An 18,196-nucleotide genomic window follows, 5' to 3' on the forward strand; every position below is an offset into this window, starting at 1 on the left:
CGCTGTCTTGAAGATGTAGCAGAGCCGGCGCAGGGGGCGGTCATGCGTTGGTATAGCAAGATCGTCGTCGCCGGGCTCTGCGCGGGCCTCCAGGCCTGCGTCACCCCGCCGGCGGTAGCCCCCGCCCCGCCCGCCAAGTCCGTCGCCCAAGCGGCGCGGACGCCGGTCACCATCCTGATCTCGATCGACGGGTTCCGGGCGGATTATCTCGAGCGGGGGGTGACACCCAATCTGTCGGCGCTCGCGGCGGCGGGAATCAGTGCGGCGATGCGGCCGTCGTTCCCGTCGAAGACCTTCCCCAACCACTGGACGATCGTCACCGGCGAGCGGCCCGACCGCAACGGCATCGTCTCCAACAGCATGGAGGACTCGCGCCGCCCCGGCGAAACCTTCACGATGGCGACCGACGATCCGTTCTGGTGGAATGAGGCCAAGCCGCTGTGGGTCGATGCCGAGCAGGCCGGCATCCATAGCGGCACGATGTTCTGGCCGGGCGCGAATGTCGCCTGGGGCGGTGCGGTCAAGCCCAACAGCCACGGCGCGACCACGGGCGGTACGCGGCCCGAGGACTGGATGCAGTTCAACCAGGCGGTGACCGGCGAGCAGCGCGTCAACGGCGTGCTCGACTGGATGCGCCGCCCAGCCGCGATCCGCCCGCGCTTCGTCACTCTGTATTTCGACACGGTCGATGGCGCCGGGCACGAGTTCGGCCCCGACGATCCCCGCACCACCGCTGCCGCTGGCGCGGTCGATGCGCTGATCGGCAAGCTCGTCGCCGGCCTGCGCGAGCTTGGGCAGCCCGCCAATCTCGTCATCGTCGCCGACCACGGCATGGCCGCGATCAGCAGCGAGCGCACGATCGCGATCGACCGGATCGCCAACCCGGCCGACTATCGCATCTTCGAGACCGGGCCGTTCGCCTCGCTCTCGGCAGTGCCGGGCCACGAGGCGGCGCTGGAAAAGGCGTTGCTGGCGCACCACGACCATCTGCAATGCTGGCGCAAAAGCGATATCCCGGCGCGCTTCCATTACGGCAGCAATCCGCGCATCCAGCCCTATTTCTGCCTCGCCGAGCCGGGCTGGGAGACCGCCAAGACCACCCCCGACAAGCCGCGCACCGGCGGCGACCACGGCTATGACAATATGGCGCCCGAGATGCGCGCGCTGTTCGTGGCGAGCGGGCCGGCGATCAAGCCGCTCGGCACGCTGCCGCCGTTCGACAATGTCGATGTCTATCCGTTGCTGCGCGATCTGCTTGGCTTGCCGCCGGCCAGCGGTGTCGATGGCGACGACACACCGTTCCGGGCCGCGCTGAAACGGTAGCCGGTGCGAAGGCTCGCGCGATCCTAACCCCGCAGGATCGCCATAAAGCGGTCGGCCGGGCAGAGTTTCCCGCAGCCGGACACGCTGAGCACCTGCTCGACCGGCGCGCCGCCGCCCGCGCGCAGCGCGGCGAGCGGCTGTGCGCGGTAGCGAACCCGCACGAACGCCTTGCCCGCGGAATCGCGCAGCCTTTCGATCACGATCGCGCCGCCCGGCGCTGGGTCATCTTCGGCATAGCCGGGAACGTGCCAGTGGACGCCGAGCAGCCCGCCGAGATTGGCGATCTGCGTATCGTGCGCGGAAAACACCGTGATCCGCGCCGCCTTGGGGTCGGTCAGCGCCGCCGCGATCGTCGGGGTGATCAGCGACAGGTTCGCGCGCGCGACCGGGAGCGGCCGCGCGAGTAGGCGGAATTCGAGCGCGTGGAATTCGGACAAAGCGGTCACATCGGCGGCGGAGGCGCGGCCGAAGCCGACATCGGCCATCGGCTTGCCATCGGCATATTCGAGCAGCAACACCTGCGCCGCGGTCGAAGCGAGATCGAGCGCGCCGCGCAGCTTGGGGCGGCTGGTCGCGGTCGCATCGGTGAGGCCGGTCGGGGTGCGCGTCACGCCGCAGGCGGGCTTGCCGCCACACAGGATCGCGTCGAGCCTGCGCAGCAGCGGCGCGTACCGTGCGTCGAGCGCCGCCACCCCGCCGGGCCCGACCGCCGCCCTCACCGCCGCGCCTACCGCGACCGGATCGAGCGTCGCGCCATTGCCGAGCGGCGAGAACATCGGATCATCGACATCCTGCGGCTTGTGCGTGCTCGGCAGCGCGCAGCCTGGCGCGAAGCCCGACGCCCAGGCATCGGCGGTGGCGATCGTGCGCTGGTCGCTGTCGGCGATGATCGCGACCGATCCCGCCGCCGGGCAACCGCCCGCCGGGACCAGCCCGGCCTTGACCACCGTGGCGCGATCGGCGGCGCCGAGCGCCGTCACCGCGACGGTGCCGTGCGCGGTCAGCCAGCCCGGCGGCACTGCCCAATCGGGCCAGCGCTCGGGCGTGACGCTGACCGGCATCGCCGGCGCCTTGGTTGGCGGGCGGACGCCGTGGCGCATCATCAGCACGACGCGCTCGAGTTTTAATGCGGGGGTCTTGGCCGGCGCGGCGCTCGTGCCGAGCCCGGCCAGGGCGATCGCGAGAATCAGGGCTGAACGGCGCATCTGTGTCCCTTTCGATCAATCACCCAAACCGTTCGTGCCGAGCCCGTCGACGCACGTGCCACGCAACGCAGCGCCTTGGGCACGTCCTTCGACTTCGCTCAGGACGAACGGGGGTGCAGGCGGTGTCTCTAGAAATGGAGCTGCACGCCACCCCGCAGCGAATAATCGTACCGCTCGCGTTCGACCAGATTGGCCTTGGTGCCGATGAACCGGCGCCACGGCGCGTCGCTGAGGTTGGTGCCGTCCGCGAAGATCGTCACCATCGGTGTGATCTGATAGCTGGCATGGACATCGAGCTGGCCGTTACTGTCAGTATATTCGTCGGTCGCGGTGCTGCCGCCGAGCAGATCGAGATATTTGGAGCGGTAGCTGTAGGCGACGCGCGCCGCGAAGCCGTATTTCTCGTAAAAGAGCTGCGCGGTGCCGATATCGTGCGACTGGAAGCCGAGCGGAAGGTCGCCCGCGCGGATGCCCGGTGCGGTCGCATGTCCCTCGACATGCGTGTAGTTCGCCGACACGCCGAACCCGCTGAGCAGCCCCGGCAGCCAGGTGAACTGGGTCTGCGCGTTAAGCTCGATGCCGTACACGACTTCGCTGTCGGCGTTGATCGGCTTGGACACGTCCGCCGCCGCATAGGCCACGCCGGCATAGGTCACGTTGGTGAGCCGCGCATTGCTCGTGTAGATCGGGTTGTCGATATGCTTGTAGAACAGGCCGATCGCGAACACGCTGTCCTTGGTCGGATAATATTCGAGCGACGTGTCGAGATTGACCGCCTTGTACGGTTTCAGATCTGGGTTGCCGAGCGAGATGCCGGGCACCGTATCGTCCTCGACGACGATATAAGGCGCGAGATCGGGATAATTGGGCCGGCCGATCGCGGTCGTCACCGCCGCGCGCATCAGCAGATCGTCGGTGATGTTCCACTTGGCATTCACGCCCGGGAAGACGTCGGTATAGCTCTTCTTGCCGAAGCTGTTGTAGCCGTCGGTCAGTTTCGAGGCGGCATCAACCACGGTGGCGCTGGTCTTGTCTTCGGTATGCTCGACCCGGACGCCGGGGATGATCGTGATGGGGCCGAACTTGAGCGTCGCCATCGCATAGCCCGCGACGATCGTCTCGCGCACGTCATAGTCGCTCGACAGCGTATCGGCGAGCGTGCCGTCCTTGTCGATCTTGAGCGTCGAAGGGTTGGCATCGACATAGGCGCGCGCCTTGTAATAGTCGATCCGCTGGCCGAAACGGTACATGCCGTCGTAGAAATTGGTGTTGCCGACATAGCCGAAATTGGTGAGCGCCAGCGCGGTGCTGCCGGCCTTGTAATCCGTCTTGTCCTGATTGTTAAACTTCTTGCGGTTCAGATATTTGCCGCCGATCTTGATCGAACTGTCATCGCCGATCGCGATCGGCAGCGTGTAATCGACGCGCGCCTGCCACACTTCCTCATAGGCCTGACGGCGATCGAGATTGAACTTGCTGAGCGTGAACTTGCTCGGATCGGTGAAGCCCGGCGCGCGCGGGGTGAAACTATAGGGATCGGTCGAGAGATCATAGTCGACGGTCAGCCCGTTCTTGGGTGTGGTGAAGGTGAACTCGCTGCGGATCGGATCGGTCTTGACCGCCTTGGTATAGCCGCCCGATGCCTCCAATTTACCGCCGCCGACGTTGAACTCGCCGCCGAGCGTCACCGACTTGGTGTTGTCGTCCTCCTCGCGGCGGCGCACGAGGATCGTGCCGGTCGCCTTGAACGTACCGCTGGTCGCGCTCGCCGGGGTGATGCCGGTTTCGCTGCCCACGCGATTCTGGTCGCGCGTCTCATGATCGGTGAACTTCGAATAGCTCGACCGGATATAGAGCTTCACGTCGTCCGACGGGCGATAATCGAAATTGCCGACGATCCCGAGCCGGGTGCGTACGAGGTTGTAGTCGCGCAGCCCGTTCTGATCGGGAACGCCACTGCCCCACGCTTCCGAACCCTGGAAGTTCTCCGACTCGATCGGCCGGCGCGAGTAATTGGCGGAGACGACCGCGCCGAACTCCTCATTGGCGCCGAACCGCCCGCCGACCTGGCCATCGACCTCCCACGGCGTCTTGCCGTTGAGCTTGCTCCAACCCGCCGAGCCACGCGCACCCAGGAAGAAGCGTTCGCTGCGGTCATATGCGGTCAGCGTGCGGATCGCGACTTCGCCACCGATCGCATTGGCATCCTGGCTCGGCAGCAACGACTTGGAGACCACCACCGACTGGATCATCGCCGAGGGCAGATCGTCGAGCTTGACCTGCCGGCCATCGGGCTCTGGCGCGGGCAAGGTCTGACCGTTGAGCGTGACGTTGACGAGATTCGGGTCGATGCCACGGATGATGACATACCGCCCCTCGCCCTGATCGTTCGCGACCGACAGGCCCGGCAGGCGGCGCACCGCCTCGGCGACGTTCTGATCGGGCAGCTTGCCGACATCGTTGGCGTAGAGCGCCTCGACCGTGTTGTCCGCGCCGCGCTTCTCGGCGACCGCTTTGCGCTGGCCTTCGCGCGCGCCGGTGACGACGATGTCAGGCGCGGTATCCTCGCTCGCGGCGTCGGGAGCCGGCGCCGGTTCCGCGTTCGCCAGCGCGGGCGAAACCCAGGCGCCCGCGATCACCGCGCACGCGGCGGCACGCGCGAGCAACGCGCTCTTGATCGGCTTCATCGATAGTCCCCCACAATCCCTGTGGGCGCGCGCTAGGCAAAATTCGCGACGCGTGCATGACGCGGCGGTTACGGTTTCGCGTCAACCACCGCACGGGGAACTACATCAGTCAGCCGGCTTCTTGCGCACCGGAACGTCGAGATTGCACAGATCGGCGTTGCCCGCCGGCACGGTGAAGAACGGTAAACCGCGATTGGCGCGCGCCTCCAGCGTCCGCGCGAACTCGGGCGCGGAGGGCTTGAGATACTGGTAGGACAGTCGCTCCCCGGCGGGCAGATCGCTCGCGATCGCGACGCGGCGGATCGGCACATAATCCTCGGCGCTTTCATACAGGCCGAGGCCCCCGCCCGTCCCGCGCTTGCGCGCCGAAAACGCCGCCATGCCGTCGATCACCCGGCCGACCAGCGCGATGTTGCGATCGAGATGCCGGGGCGCGTGGCCGATCACGGTGTAAAGATCTCCGCCCGTCCCGACATCGGGCGCCAGATCGCGCGCGACGCCGACCATGCCGTAGCAATGCGGCAGCCATTGCGAACGCCCGTCCCCCGCCACCGCCCAGCCATCGGCGGTGAAGCCGGTGACGGCGGCATAGGCATCCTTGTACGGATTGGCGACGACCGGGTGCGCCGACGCCGGCCATTCATATTCGGCGGGCGGATGCAGCGCTATGCCGGCGGCGGGCGGCTTCTTGTTGGTGGGATCGCCCCATTGCGTCACATAATCGTCCTGCACCCGGTAGATTGCGCCGCCCCGCCACCAGCCGCTGCGCGCGATCGTGCGGATGTTGGCGACATGCACCGGCGCGAGCGTGGCGGCGAGCCAGATAATCCCGCGCTGCCCGTCCGCGAAATCGATCACCAGCAGATCCTCGGGCGCGATGGCGGCCCAGGACGAGGCCGGCGCGGCGGCGGCGATCTGCGCGGCGGTGGGTTTCGGCGGCGGCGCGGCACCCTGCGGGGCGGCGGCGAGTGCGAGCAGTACGGGCAGGAGCATCGGCATGGCGGCGATCCTGACACGAGGCGCGGCCACCATGCAATCCTCACGCGCCGCTTGCGCTGCCCGCACCGACCCGATAGGGGCCACAAATCCAGCGAATGCGGAGCGGTGGCCGAGTGGTCGAAGGCGCTCGCCTGGAAAGTGAGTATACGTCAAAAGCGTATCGAGGGTTCGAATCCCTCCCGCTCCGCCACGGACCATTCCACAGGGGTCCGCAGAAGACCACGGGTCTCGACTTTTTCCTCCTGATTACCGACGCTTAGCAGACCGGTTCGGCCTCGGCCGTCCGTAGCCGTTCATGCCCATTCAACGAATCGGCTTTTCAACTTTCTTGAACAAGTCTGGCGAACTTTCCTCGCTATTTCCCGATGTGGAATTCTTTAGGGTCAACGTCATCGCTTCCGGACCCTGAAGGAGATTGAAAGATGACCGCAACCGCAACCGCCAGAGCCGGCACGTCGCTTATCTCGCCGACCGACCACATGCTGATCCTGATCGACTTCCAGTCGCAGATGGCGTTTGCGACCAAGTCGATCGCGGCGGAACTGCTGCGTAACAACGCAGCGCTTATCAGTCGCGCCGCCAAATCGTTCGACGTACCAACGATCCTGACGACCGTTGCCGAGAAGAGCTTTTCCGGCCCGATGTTCGACGAAATCAGGGATGCGTTCCCGGGACAGTCGATGCTCGACCGGACGTCGATGAACACGTGGGAGGACGAAGGTGTCATCGCCGAGATCAATCGCATCGGCAAAGAGCGGATCATTTTCGCCGGACTGTGGACCAGCGTCTGCATCGTCGGCCCTGTCGCTTCGGCGGTCGATCAGGGTTTCGATTGCTACTTCATCGCCGATGCATGCGGCGACGTTTCGGTCGAAGCGCATGAGCGCGCCGTGCAGCGCATGATCCAGCTTGGCGCCAAGCCGATGACGTCACTTCAGTACTTGCTGGAACTGCAGCGCGACTGGGCCCGCAGCGACACGTATGACAGCACCACCGGCATCGCAAAGAAGTGGGGCGGCGGTTACGGCCTCGGCGTCACCTACGCGAAGACGATGTTCGGTGCCTCCGAGGGCGCGCACGCCTGATCAGGCGGGCGCTTCGCGGAAAGGATCGCCATCCACATGACCAACCCCAAGATCGAGCTGTCCCGTCGCGCGGTCGTCATCGCCTCCGCTGGCGCGGCTGCGGCGACACTGCTGCCATCGGCAGCCCTTGCGACCATCAAATCCGGTACATTCAAAGGAGTGAAGACAATGAGCGAGTTCGTAACCACCAAGGACGGCGTCGAAATCTTCTTCAAGGATTGGGGCCCCAAGGATGCCCAGCCGATCATGTTCCATCACGGCTGGCCGCTCTCGTCGGACGACTGGGACGGGCAGATGCTGTTCTTCCTGAACAACGGCTTCCGTGTCGTCGCACACGACCGGCGTGGTCATGGCCGGTCGGCGCAGGTCGGCACGGGCCACGACATGGACCATTATGCCGCTGACGCGGCGGCGGTGGTCGAACACCTCAACCTTCGCAACGTCGTTCACATCGGCCATTCGACGGGTGGCGGCGAAGTCGCGCGCTATGTCGCCAAACATGGCCAGCCGTCTGGCCGCGTCGCCAAGGCGGTCCTGGTCAGCGCGGTCCCGCCGCTGATGATCAAGGCGCCCAACAACCCCGATGGTCTGCCGATCGAGGTGCTCGACGGCATCCGTCAGGGCGTCGCGACCAATCGTGCGCAGATGTTCCGCGATTTCGCCGCCGGCCCGTTTTACGGCTTCAACCGGCCCGGTGCGAAGGTCAGCCAGGGCATTATCGACAATTGGTGGCGCCAAGGCATGAACGGCAGCGCACAGGCCCATTACGACGGCATCAAGGCCTTTTCGGAGACCGATCAGACCGCCGATCTGCAGGCGATCAAGGTGCCGACGCTGATCCTGCAGGGCGATGACGATCAGGTCGTTCCGTACAAGAACGCCGCACTGAAACAGGGCAAGCTCGTGCCGCATGCCACCGTCAAAATCTACCCCGGCTATCCGCACGGCATGCTGGCGACCAACGCCGATGTCATCAACCCCGATCTCCTCGCCTTCGTGCGCGGTTGATCCTCCGACGCCGAGGATATTGTTATGAAGCCCTATATCATTTCGCTTGCCGCAGGCCTTCTGGTTGGCGGTATCTACAGCCTCCTCGGCGTCAAATCTCCGGCACCACCGATGATCGCGTTGGTGGGCCTGCTCGGCATCCTGTTCGGTGAGCAGGTCGTGCCGATCGCACGGCGGATCATCGCCGGGCAGCCGGTGGTGGCGGCCGTCACGAGCGCATGCGCCGAACCGATGATGGGCCGCTTGCCGGGAGATCCAGCGGCGGCGCCGGGGAAGGCAGATGCATGACGATCACGCGGCGCGACACCCTGCTCGGAGGCTCGGCCGTCCTGACGCTGGCGGCGATGCCGGCCAACGCTAGTCAACGGAGAACAGCCATGACCGACCTGATCCTCGTCAACGCCAAGGTGACGACGCTCGACCGCGAAAATCCCGAAGCACACGCCGTCGCGATCCGCGACGGCCGGTTCCTCGTGGTGGGTTCCGAGCAGGAAGTGCGCGCGGCGCTGCCGAAGGCACAGGTGATCGACGCGCACGGCCGCAGGATCATACCGGGCCTGATCGACAGTCACATGCACATCATTCGCGGTGGACTGAACTACAACATGGAGCTTCGCTGGGACGGCGTGCCCAGCCTTGCCGACGCCATGGCGATGCTCAAGCGACAGGTCGATAACACCCCGGCGCCGCAATGGGTTCGCGTCGTCGGCGGCTTCACCGAACACCAGTTCGTCGAGAAGCGGCTGCCGACGATCGCCGAACTGAATGCCGTCGCGCCCGATACGCCCGTTTTCATCCTCCATCTCTATGACCGCGCGCTGCTCAATGCCGCGGCACTCCGCGTCGTCGGCTACACGAAGGACACGCCCAACCCGCCCGGTGGCGAGATCGTGCGCGATGCGGCGGGTAACCCTACCGGGCTGCTGCTCGCCCACCCCAACGCAACCATCCTCTATGCGACGCTTGCCAAGGGACCGAAGCTGCCGCCGGAATATCAGCTCAACTCGACGCGCCATTTCATGCGCGAGATGAACAGCCTGGGCGTCACCGGCGTGATCGACGCGGGCGGGGGTTATCAGAATTACCCCGATGATTACGAGATCATCGAACAGCTCCACAAGGACGACCAGCTCACGCTGCGCATCAGCTACAACCTCTTCACGCAAAAGCCGAAGGAGGAGCTTGCCGACTTCCAGGGATGGGTGAAACAGGTCACGCCAGGGCAAGGCGACGACACGTACCGTCACAACGGCGCGGGCGAGATGCTCGTCTATTCCGCCGCCGATTTCGAGGACTTCCGGGTCGAACGGCCCGATATGGCGCCGAGCATGGAAAGCGATCTGGAACCCGTTATCCGCTTGCTGGCCGAACATAAATGGCCCTGGCGGCTCCACGCGACCTACGACCAGACGATCGGCCGTGCGCTCGACGTCTACGAGAAGGTGGCGAAGGACATCCCCTTCACCGGGATCAACTGGTTCTTCGATCACTGCGAGACGATTAGCGACCGCAATATCGATCGCATCGCCGCACTTGGTGGCGGCATCGCGATCCAGCACCGCATGGCCTATCAGGGGGAATATTTCGTCGAACGCTATGGCGCCAAAGCCGCCGAGCGGACGCCGCCGATCGCCAAGATGATGGCGGCGGGTCTGCCTGTCGGCGGGGGCACCGATGCGACTCGCGTGGCCAGCTACAATCCGTGGGTGTCGCTCAATTGGCTGGTGACCGGCAAGACGGTCGGCGGGCTATCGCTGTACCCGGGCGTCAATCGCCTCAGCCGTGAGAAGGCGCTGCGCCTCTGGACCGTGGACAACACCTGGTTTTCGAGCGAGGTCGGCAAGAAGGGCCAGATCAAGGTCGGCCAGCTCGCAGATCTGGCGGTGCTATCGGGCGATTATTTTTCCGTGCCCGAAAGCGACATCCCGCACCTGCGTTCGGTCCTGACCATCCTCGGCGGCAAGGTTGTGTCGGGCGAGGGCGATTACGCGCCCCTCGCCCCCGCGCTGCCCCCGCCGATGCCCGATTGGTCCCCGGTCGCGACCTTCGGCGGCTATCATCGTACACCCGAAGCGTCCGCCAAGCTGGCCAGCGCCTGCGGCTGCACGAGCGCCTGTTCGGTCCACGGCCACGACCATGCGGCAGCGCTCGGCGCGAATGTTCCGGTCAAGGACGTCCAGAGCTTCTGGGGTAGTTTCGGCTGCGGCTGCTGGGCCGTCTGATATTTCCTCGAACAGAAAAGGCAATCCGATGAAGATCAAGCTCAGCCTGCTCGTTGCGACCGCACTGCTAACAAGTGCGAGCGTCGTCCCCGCTGCCACGGCGCAGCAGACCGCCACCACCGACTACGCCGTCGGCCCGCAATATGACACGACCCATGTCTACGTTCCCCAGGAGCAATACGACGCCTTCATGCAGAGCTTCGTCGCGACCTTCGGCGGCAAGCTGAGCGCGCAGGGCCAGTTCCAGGTTACGCCGACCCCGAGCAAGACCAAATCGCAGCTCGCACTGACGCCCGCCGGCACCGTTTCGGGGTTCGGCTTCCTGACACCGATCCCCTACCCCTTCGGGCACGAGCGCAACGGTTATCTCGTCACCGACATCGACGCGGCCGTCGCCTCGGCGGTGAAGAACGGCGCCGTGCGGCTGATTACAACCTTTCCCGATCCCATCGGCCGCGATGTCGTCGTGCAATGGCCCGGCGGGGTGAGCATGCAACTCTACTGGCACACTGCCAAACCGAACTACACGCCACTTGCCACGGTGCCGGAAAACCGGGTTTACCTGACCGCCGACGCCGCACCGGCTTTCCTGAAGAGCTGGCGCGGCTATGCCCACGCGAAGACGCTCGACGACAAGACGGCGGACGGCGCGGACATCGGCCAACCCGGCAAGAGCTATCGCCGCGTGCGGCTCACCTCGGGCTATGGCGACATGCTGGTGATCGTATCGGATGGTCAATTGCCTTGGCCATATGGCCATGAGATCACCGGTTATACCGTTCCGAATTTGCAAGCGACACTGGTGAAGGCGACTGCCGCCGGTGTCGAGACGCTGGTCGCGCCGCATGTGGCGGGTGACCGGCAATCGGCAATGGTTCGTTTTCCCGGCGGGTACATCGCCGAGATCCATTCGCCCGTCACGCAGTGACGATGAGACCACAAAGCGATCCCCGCTTCGTGGATGCGATCCTCGACTGGCGCTGGACGGGGTTCGTCGCTCGTCTGGCGCTGGTCGGCGCCTATCTGCTGGGCGGGATCGTGAAGGCGAGCGACTGGCCTGCGGCGGTCGCGGAGCAGGCGCATTTCGGGATGCAGCCTGCCGCCGTCTTCGCGGCTCTGACCATCCTGGTCGAAATCGTTGGTCCAGTCTTGATCCTATGGGGACGGTTCGTGTGGCTCGGCGCAGGGATGCTTGGCGTGTTCACGCTGCTTGCCGCGATTACCGCCAATGCCTTCTGGGCAATGCCGGCGGGGCAGGCGCGCTTCATGGCGACCAACGCGTTCTTCGAGCATCTTGGGCTGATCGGCGGGTTCGTGCTGGCGGCCATCGTCGCCGAATTGGACCAGCGCGCCAAAGACGCTCGACGTGGCTAAGCTCGCGAAGCTTGCGATCACGGTGGTTGCTGCGGCCTGCCTGACCAAGCAGGTCTCAGCGCAAACCGCGACGGCCGGCACTCAACCACCGACTGCAACGGAAGCGTGGCAGGCACCCACGCTGACGATCACCCGGTATGACGAGCATTACGACCAGCTTGCCAGTTCCGCCGCACGCACGGATCACTGGACGGAACCGTTCAAATATATCCCGGTCGGAGATGATGCCTATCTGACCACCGGAATCGAACTGCGTGCGCGTAACGAGACCTATCACAACAATCTGTGGGGAGGCGGTGACGCGCCCGACGACAGCTATCTGTGGTTGCGCGCAATGCCCTATGCCGATCTCCATATCGGCACAGGCGCGATCGGCGCGCGCGCTTTCGTCCAGCCGATCCTGGCATATGCCATCGGCGTCGCGCCGTCCGCCGGCCCCGTCGATCAGACGCGCACCGATGTGCTGCAGGGGTTCGTCGACCTTCGCCTTGGTGCTCAGACGAACGCGATCGATGGCGCTGGCGTGACGCTGCGTGCAGGCCGGCAAATGCTGTCGCTCGGCACCGAGCGATTGGTGGGCACACGCTACGGCCCGAACGTGCCGCTGGCGTTCGATGGTTTGCGCGGGCTCGTTTCCCTGAAAGGGGCGACCATAACCCTGCTGGCGGTCCGCCCAGTAACGCCGGGCCCCGGCACGTTCGACGACACCCGCTCCCGCACCAAGTCGCTATGGGGCGTTTATGCGACGATCCCTGCGATCGGCCTTGCGTCCGGCATCGACGTTTATTGGCTCGGCTATCGCAACACCGCAGCCCGATACGGCGGCGTCAATGGCGCCGAGCAGCGCGACAGCTTTGGCGCGCGACTGTTCGGTGCATCGGCCGGGTGGCACTGGAACGTCGAAGGCGTCTACCAATCGGGCCGATTTGCCGATGAGCCTATCTCAGCTTGGACGATCGGCACCGAGGCTGGCCACAGTTTTGCCGACGTACCGTTGAAGCCCGACGCGGTTCTGCGCGTCAACATCGTCTCCGGCGATCGCGACCGCGACGATAAGAGATTGAACACGTTCAACGCGCTGTTCCCGAAGGGCAAATATTTCGGCGAGCTTTCGCCGGTCGGACCCTACAACATCATCAGCGTCAATCCGCGCGTCGCGGTGGCGCTGGCCAGCAGCGTGTCGGCGAGTATCGCCGGTATGGCCTATTGGCGCTATTCGCGCGCCGACGGCGTGTACGACATCCCCGGCAATTTGATCCGTGCGGCGGGCAGCGCAACCGCACGATTCATCGGCAAAGAGGCTGAGGCCACTCTGGCATGGCAGGCAACGCCCGAACTTGAACTCTCGACCTCGCTCTCCGCCTTCGCGCCCGGCGGCTTCATCCGTCAGACGGGGTCCGCGAAGACGATCACGATGCTGGGTCTCGAGACCAATTTTCGCTTCTGAAGAGGATCACGTCGCATGTCAGCATCCCCATCCCGCCCGTCCGTTTCCGACCCGCGCGTGCCGCTGCTGCTCCTGCTCTCGGCTACGACCGGGCTCGTCGATGCCGCCAGCGTTTTGGGCTTGGGGAAGGTGTTTACGGCCAACATGACCGGCAACGTCGTTTTTCTCGGCTTTGCCGCCGCCGGCGCGCCGGGGTTCAAGGTCATGCCCTTTGTCGCGGCGATCATCAGCTTCATGATTGGCGCTACGATCGCCGGGCGTGCCGGCAAGGCCCATGTCGGCAAGACCGAACGGCGCTGGTTGCTCACCGCAGCGGCGGCCGAAGCGGCGCTGCTATGGGCCGCCGCCGGTGTCGCGATCGGCTTCGACGTGGCGACGCAGACGCCGGAGGTGCGGCTGTTTGCCATCATCGCTCTCACCGGCCTTGCGATGGGCTTTCGCAACGCCACCATCCGTCAGCTCAAGGTGGCCGACCTTACCACCACCGTCCTGACGCTGACGCTCACCGGCCTGGGCGCGGATTCCAGCGCGGCGGGTGGCAGCAACCCCAATTGGCCAAGACGGATCGGGGCGGTGCTGGCGATCTTCGTCGGCGCGGCAATCGGGGCATGGCTCATGGTCCACGTCGGGATCGCCTCGCCGTTGGCGCTTGCCGGCGCGCTGGTTCTGTTCGGTACGATGGCGTGCTCGCTGCATCCGGCGTCCGCGAAGCTGGTGTCGTGAGGACGGGCGCTGCATCCGTTGGCATCCGTGTAGCTTCGACGCCCCCGCCCCCGCCCGCGCGCCCGCGACCGAACAACCACAAACTCTCGCACGCCTATGCGGCAGGCACGCAGGCGTCGGTTTCACAAGCGCGCGCACCGTTTTCTGAAAGGATCTGATCATGCGTCTCCCACCGATCGCCCCCGACGAGCTGAGCGATGCCCAGCGCCCGCTGTTCGACGCGATGACGGCAGGCGTCTCCGCAAAGTTCGGCGGCTTTACGACCACGCGCGCTGACGGCGCGCTGCTCGGCCCGTGGAACGCATGGCTCCACGACCCCGAAGTCGGCACGGCGTTCTGGACCGTCACGCAGGCGCTCACGAAGGCGCAGCGCATCCCCGACCCGGCCCGTCAGGTCGCGATTCTGGTCACAGGCGCCCATTTCGGCGCCGCCTTCGAGCTCTACGCGCATGGCGCCGTGGCGAAGCAAAAGGATGGAATGAGCGATCGGCGGATCGCCACCCTTGCCGCAGGCGAGCGGCCCGAGGATCTGGACGAGCAGGAAGCGGCCGCATTCGACATCGCCAAGGCTTTGCTGAAAGGCGGTCCGCTCCCCGCCGCCCTCTATGAACGGGGCATCGCGCTGTTCGGTCAAGCGGGCGCCAACGAACTGATCTGGCTTGTCGGCCATTACTGCTTCGTATCGGTGACGCTCAACGGCTTCGACATCGCCGTCCCGACCGACGGCGCCAATGCTGGCTGAAGCGTGATCCGAAAGCGTTTTCCCCGGACGCATCTCTCAACAAGGCTCGATGCCCGAGCCGGGCAACACCGTTCAACCAAGGAGACGACCATGGCCATGACAATCGAAAAAGACCTTCCGACGATAGTGCTCGTTCACGGCGCCTGGGCCGATGGGTCGAGCTGGAGCCGGGTCATCCGGCTAATCCAGCAAAAGGGCTTTCCGGTACGGGCCGTACAATTGCCACTGACCGGACTGGGTGACGATTCCACGACGACGCGCCGCGCGCTCGCGGATATCGTCGGCCCGATCGTCCTGGTCGGACATAGCTGGGGCGGTAGCGTCATCACGGAAGTGGGATTGGACGCCGATGCCGATGTCAAGGCTCTGGTCTACATCGCCGCCTTCGCGAACGATGCGGGCCAATCCGGCAGCGACCTGCTGGCGCCATATCCCACGCCCGGCGTGATGGGCGCGATCCGGCCGTATGGCGAAGGTTTCCTGTTGATAACCGACGCGGGGATGGCGGACGTCATCGCGCACGATTTGCCCGCCACGGAAACCAAGGCTCTGGCCGCGATACAGCGACCGCTTGCCACATCCAGCTTCGGCGACCGCGTCAGCACGCCGGCGTGGCGCTCGCTGCCATCGTGGTATGTCGTGGCGCAGGATGATCGTGCCATCAGCCCGCAGATGCAGCGTGATTTCGCCACGCGCATGGGCGCGCAGATCACGGAGCTGGCGTCGAGCCACATGGTAGTGTTGTCGCACCCCGGAGAGGTGACGGATGTGATCCTGGCGGCTGTTTCGGCGTCCGCGAAAGACGCGGCATAGCTTGGGCTCGGGTGATCGGATTGATCCGATCACCCGTAACAGGCGCTTGGCGCAGCCCCTCGGTATCATCCGCTGCGGTAACCTTGCCGTCGTCCGGTCACCGCTCGAGACGAGGCCGGGCGTTCAGCGCATCACACTCCCGTCCAGCCGTCCAGAAAGTCGAGGAGGAGCGCGTTCACGGCTTCGGGCCGTTCTTCATGTGGCAAATGGCCACACCGCGGGATCGGTACGGCGCGGAGGGTATCCGCCATCTCCGCCCAGACCTTGGGCATATCGAACATCTCACCCACGGCGCCGAAGTTTTCGCCCCACAGCGCGAGGGTCGGGCAGGCGATCTTGACGTCCGCATCCGCCGCATCCTGCGCCAGATCTTCGGCATTGGCGCGGTAGTCGGCCATCGCGCCTCGAACCGCACCGGGCGCGCGATACGCACGAACGTATGTGTCGAACGCATCGCCGGTGATCGCCGCTGGGTCATAGGTCCAGTCGGAAAAGAACCAACGCAGCCACGGCTCCTCCTTGCCCGCTATCAGCGTTTCGGGGAGGTCGGGGACCAGATGAAAGAGGAAGAACCAATAGGCTTTGGCGATGCGCGCATCGAGATCGCGCGCGACGATGCGGGTGGGGACATTGTCCATCACCACCAATCGATCGACCCGGTCCGGAAAGTCCTTGGCGAAGCGCGTCGCGACACGCGCGCCCCGATCGTGCCCGACGAGCGCGATTTTGTCGATTGCGAGGAGATCGAGCAGCGCGGCAAGATCCGCCGCCATCGTGCGCTTGTCATAACCGGATGCAGGCTTATCGGTCTCGCCATACCCACGCAGGTCGGGCGCGATGATGCGATAAAGCTCGCCGAGAACCGGCACTTGATGCCGCCAGGCATAGTTGGTTTCCGGGAAACCGTGCAGGAGAACCACCGGAGCGCCGCTGCCCGCATCGATGTAATTCTGACGGATGCCGTTGGCGCGCGCGGTGTGGTTGGCGATCTGTATCATGGCGTGATCCGGTTCAGCGTGTAGTTGGCAGGCACCCAACGATAATGGCCATTGTCTGCGACGACATGGCCGATGCCGGGAAACGAGATGTGCGCGCCCGCCACCCACCAATGCTCCGCGCTTGCCCGTGCGAGGATAGCCTTGCGTGCCGCCACCGCCATGTCCGCATTCCAGTCATAGCGAATGGCGATGTTCGGGTCGGCGAACTGGACGGGCTGCATGTGGACGGTATCGCCCCAGAACAGCAGCGACTGACCTTCGTCCTGCAGCAGATAGAAGGTGTGGCCGGGCGTGTGGCCGGGCGCGGCGATAGGAGTAAGTCCCGGCAACAATGGCGCCTCGCCTTCGAAAGGCTTGAAGCGCCCTGCGGCGATATAGGGCGCTACCACCTGCTGGATCGCAGGAAAGAACGGTTTGAGAAGATCATCGACGTTGGCCTGATTGGCATCGTTCAGCCAGAAATCGGCGTCACGCTTCGAGACGTGGACGATCGCCTTGGCGAAAACCGGCTTGCCATCCAGCAGCAACCCGCCCGCATGATCCTCGTGCAGGTGCGTGATGAAGATGTCGTCGATCTGATCGGGCGTGTAGCCTGCGGCTCGGATCGCCGACACCAAACCACCGCCCTCCTTCCCGTAGAGATTGCCGGCTCCCGTATCGATCAACACAAGCCGATCTCCCGTGTTCACCAGAAAGGCATTGATCATACCTTCGAACGCCGGCGGCAGGTATTGCGCTGCGAGCAGCGCATCGACCTCGCCCGGCTTCGCGTTCACCGCCACCTTGTCCGACGGGAAGGGGTGCGTGCCATCGAGCAGCGCCGTGACCTCGAAGCGACCGACATGCATCCGGTAATAGCCCGGCGCCTGCCCTCCCACCGGCCTCGCCGCAGCGATGGCCGGTTGTAGTGACGTACCCACCGAAAGCACGCCAATCAGCACCGACGCCAGCATGGCACGCCACCGCACGCTCACTTGGCGTCGCCCTGCGCGACCGTAGGCGAAGCGCCGACGCCCGTCATCGTGGCTGCGGTAACGCTCAGGAGCAAGCGGTCGATCATGCACATTCGAAAGTCCTCGTCGGTTGGATACTGGATCGTTGGGCATCGGCCGGTCATCAACGTTGCATCGCCGGGAATCAGGGAAGCGGCGCTCCGGCAGCGTCACGGCGTTCGATCGTCGGCGTGCCGTCGGCAGCCACGGTCGCGTCGAGCCGTCGCCTGCCTGCCGCGTCGATCAACACCACGCCCGAGACGCCTTGATTGTTGAGGAAAAGGTAGCTCGATGCCCCGCCGGGGCGATCGAACTTCACGTGGGCTCCCTTGTCATCAATCGCGAGTGCCGCACTCGGCAGCGCCGGGTCGGGGTTCGTCAGCGTGACGCTGGGCCGGTTTGCGGCATCTAATGCCACAGTCGCGCCCGGCTTTCCGTCAAGACCAACCAGGACGATCGTCGGCACCCCGTCCTTGGCGGACATCAAGATGCGCGGATGGCCTTGCGCATCGACGATGCGTAGCTCCTGCGTCGTCATGGGCGGTGGTGACAGATCCGACATTGTGTTCTCCATTCCG

17 protein-coding genes and 1 tRNA gene are annotated in these 18,196 nt (G+C 65.1%); 12 read left to right on the top strand and 6 right to left on the bottom strand.

Annotated features, from left to right (window positions below; genetic code table 11):
• Positions 1-42: 42 nt before the first annotated feature.
• Positions 43-1,323: an alkaline phosphatase family protein gene (locus PX554_RS10170; RefSeq protein ID WP_275501309.1), complete on the top strand. Its 1,281-nt coding sequence runs from the start codon at positions 43-45 to the stop codon at positions 1,321-1,323.
• 23 nt (positions 1,324-1,346) lie between these two features.
• Here PX554_RS10170 and PX554_RS10175 read toward each other — a convergent pair whose 3' ends face one another.
• From PX554_RS10175 to PX554_RS10185, 3 genes are all read right to left on the bottom strand, one after another.
• The gene (locus PX554_RS10175; RefSeq protein WP_275501312.1) at positions 1,347-2,528 is read right to left on the bottom strand and encodes a histidine-type phosphatase; all 1,182 of its coding nucleotides are present in this window, start codon (positions 2,526-2,528) and stop codon (positions 1,347-1,349) included.
• A 128-nt stretch (positions 2,529-2,656) separates the two neighbouring features.
• Positions 2,657-5,215, bottom strand: coding sequence for a TonB-dependent receptor (locus tag PX554_RS10180; RefSeq protein ID WP_275501314.1), 2,559 nt, complete (start codon positions 5,213-5,215; stop codon positions 2,657-2,659).
• 105 nt (positions 5,216-5,320) lie between these two features.
• Entirely contained in the window at positions 5,321-6,214 is an 894-nt protein-coding gene (locus PX554_RS10185; RefSeq protein WP_275501316.1) for a peptidylprolyl isomerase, read from the bottom strand.
• Positions 6,215-6,313: 99 nt separating this feature from the next.
• Between PX554_RS10185 and PX554_RS10190 the strand changes: the two genes are divergently transcribed.
• The 11 genes from PX554_RS10190 to PX554_RS10240 all read left to right on the top strand — a co-directional run bounded on the left by PX554_RS10190 (position 6,314) and on the right by PX554_RS10240 (position 15,628).
• Positions 6,314-6,404 (top strand) — tRNA-Ser (locus PX554_RS10190).
• A gap of 232 nt (positions 6,405-6,636) precedes the next feature.
• Positions 6,637-7,299, top strand: a complete 663-nt coding sequence (locus PX554_RS10195) for a hydrolase (RefSeq protein WP_093219488.1) — start codon at positions 6,637-6,639, stop codon at positions 7,297-7,299.
• Between the two features lie 168 nt (positions 7,300-7,467).
• On the top strand, positions 7,468-8,307 hold the full coding sequence (locus PX554_RS10200) for an alpha/beta fold hydrolase (protein ID WP_218123080.1): 840 nt from the start codon (positions 7,468-7,470) through the stop codon (positions 8,305-8,307).
• Positions 8,308-8,331: 24 nt separating this feature from the next.
• Positions 8,332-8,595 carry a XapX domain-containing protein gene (locus PX554_RS10205; RefSeq protein WP_093219493.1) on the top strand — a complete coding sequence of 88 codons (264 nt, stop codon included), beginning with the start codon at positions 8,332-8,334 and terminating at the stop codon, positions 8,593-8,595.
• 89 nt (positions 8,596-8,684) lie between these two features.
• Positions 8,685-10,529, top strand: coding sequence for an amidohydrolase (locus tag PX554_RS10210; RefSeq protein ID WP_275501323.1), 1,845 nt, complete (start codon positions 8,685-8,687; stop codon positions 10,527-10,529).
• Positions 10,530-10,557: 28 nt separating this feature from the next.
• Positions 10,558-11,457, top strand: a complete 900-nt coding sequence (locus tag PX554_RS10215) for a glyoxalase (protein ID WP_275501326.1) — start codon at positions 10,558-10,560, stop codon at positions 11,455-11,457.
• 2 nt (positions 11,458-11,459) lie between these two features.
• Positions 11,460-11,903, top strand: a complete 444-nt coding sequence (locus PX554_RS10220) for a DoxX family protein (RefSeq protein ID WP_275501328.1) — start codon at positions 11,460-11,462, stop codon at positions 11,901-11,903.
• 40 nt (positions 11,904-11,943) lie between these two features.
• Positions 11,944-13,350, top strand: coding sequence for an alginate export family protein (locus PX554_RS10225; RefSeq protein WP_275501960.1), 1,407 nt, complete (start codon positions 11,944-11,946; stop codon positions 13,348-13,350).
• A gap of 15 nt (positions 13,351-13,365) precedes the next feature.
• Positions 13,366-14,073, top strand: a complete 708-nt coding sequence (locus PX554_RS10230; protein ID WP_275501330.1) for a YoaK family protein — start codon at positions 13,366-13,368, stop codon at positions 14,071-14,073.
• A 160-nt stretch (positions 14,074-14,233) separates the two neighbouring features.
• Positions 14,234-14,815, top strand: coding sequence for a carboxymuconolactone decarboxylase family protein (locus PX554_RS10235; RefSeq protein ID WP_275501332.1), 582 nt, complete (start codon positions 14,234-14,236; stop codon positions 14,813-14,815).
• A 90-nt stretch (positions 14,816-14,905) separates the two neighbouring features.
• A complete protein-coding gene (locus PX554_RS10240) occupies positions 14,906-15,628 on the top strand; it encodes an alpha/beta fold hydrolase (protein ID WP_275501333.1) in 723 nt (240 codons plus the stop codon).
• 131 nt (positions 15,629-15,759) lie between these two features.
• Here PX554_RS10240 and PX554_RS10245 read toward each other — a convergent pair whose 3' ends face one another.
• The 3 genes from PX554_RS10245 to PX554_RS10255 are packed head-to-tail and all read right to left on the bottom strand — an operon-like array spanning position 15,760 to position 18,180.
• On the bottom strand, positions 15,760-16,626 hold the full coding sequence (locus PX554_RS10245; protein ID WP_093219508.1) for an alpha/beta fold hydrolase: 867 nt from the start codon (positions 16,624-16,626) through the stop codon (positions 15,760-15,762).
• On the bottom strand, positions 16,623-17,792 hold the full coding sequence (locus tag PX554_RS10250; RefSeq protein WP_275501338.1) for an MBL fold metallo-hydrolase: 1,170 nt from the start codon (positions 17,790-17,792) through the stop codon (positions 16,623-16,625). The genes PX554_RS10245 and PX554_RS10250 overlap by 4 nt, the downstream gene beginning before the upstream one ends.
• Positions 17,764-18,180, bottom strand: a complete 417-nt coding sequence (locus PX554_RS10255) for a hypothetical protein (protein WP_275501340.1) — start codon at positions 18,178-18,180, stop codon at positions 17,764-17,766. Before PX554_RS10255 ends, PX554_RS10250 begins: the two co-directional genes overlap by 29 nt.
• Positions 18,181-18,196: the final 16 nt, after the last annotated feature.

The organism is Sphingomonas pollutisoli, from assembly GCF_029167165.1.
Lineage (GTDB): Bacteria > Pseudomonadota > Alphaproteobacteria > Sphingomonadales > Sphingomonadaceae > Sphingomonas > Sphingomonas pollutisoli.

Excerpts from the sequence above, each read along its gene's own strand:
- PX554_RS10170 (WP_275501309.1), top strand. The coding sequence starts at position 43 with ATGCGTTGGTATAGCAAGATCGTCGTCGCCGGGCTCTGCGCGGGCCTC.
- PX554_RS10175 (WP_275501312.1), bottom strand. The coding sequence starts at position 2,528 with ATGCGCCGTTCAGCCCTGATTCTCGCGATCGCCCTGGCCGGGCTCGGC.
- PX554_RS10180 (WP_275501314.1), bottom strand. The coding sequence starts at position 5,215 with ATGAAGCCGATCAAGAGCGCGTTGCTCGCGCGTGCCGCCGCGTGCGCG.
- PX554_RS10185 (WP_275501316.1), bottom strand. The coding sequence starts at position 6,214 with ATGCCGATGCTCCTGCCCGTACTGCTCGCACTCGCCGCCGCCCCGCAG.
- PX554_RS10195 (WP_093219488.1), top strand. The coding sequence starts at position 6,637 with ATGACCGCAACCGCAACCGCCAGAGCCGGCACGTCGCTTATCTCGCCG.
- PX554_RS10200 (WP_218123080.1), top strand. The coding sequence starts at position 7,468 with ATGAGCGAGTTCGTAACCACCAAGGACGGCGTCGAAATCTTCTTCAAG.
- PX554_RS10205 (WP_093219493.1), top strand. The coding sequence starts at position 8,332 with ATGAAGCCCTATATCATTTCGCTTGCCGCAGGCCTTCTGGTTGGCGGT.
- PX554_RS10210 (WP_275501323.1), top strand. The coding sequence starts at position 8,685 with ATGACCGACCTGATCCTCGTCAACGCCAAGGTGACGACGCTCGACCGC.
- PX554_RS10215 (WP_275501326.1), top strand. The coding sequence starts at position 10,558 with ATGAAGATCAAGCTCAGCCTGCTCGTTGCGACCGCACTGCTAACAAGT.
- PX554_RS10220 (WP_275501328.1), top strand. The coding sequence starts at position 11,460 with ATGAGACCACAAAGCGATCCCCGCTTCGTGGATGCGATCCTCGACTGG.
- PX554_RS10230 (WP_275501330.1), top strand. The coding sequence starts at position 13,366 with ATGTCAGCATCCCCATCCCGCCCGTCCGTTTCCGACCCGCGCGTGCCG.
- PX554_RS10235 (WP_275501332.1), top strand. The coding sequence starts at position 14,234 with ATGCGTCTCCCACCGATCGCCCCCGACGAGCTGAGCGATGCCCAGCGC.
- PX554_RS10240 (WP_275501333.1), top strand. The coding sequence starts at position 14,906 with ATGGCCATGACAATCGAAAAAGACCTTCCGACGATAGTGCTCGTTCAC.
- PX554_RS10245 (WP_093219508.1), bottom strand. The coding sequence starts at position 16,626 with ATGATACAGATCGCCAACCACACCGCGCGCGCCAACGGCATCCGTCAG.
- PX554_RS10255 (WP_275501340.1), bottom strand. The coding sequence starts at position 18,180 with ATGTCGGATCTGTCACCACCGCCCATGACGACGCAGGAGCTACGCATC.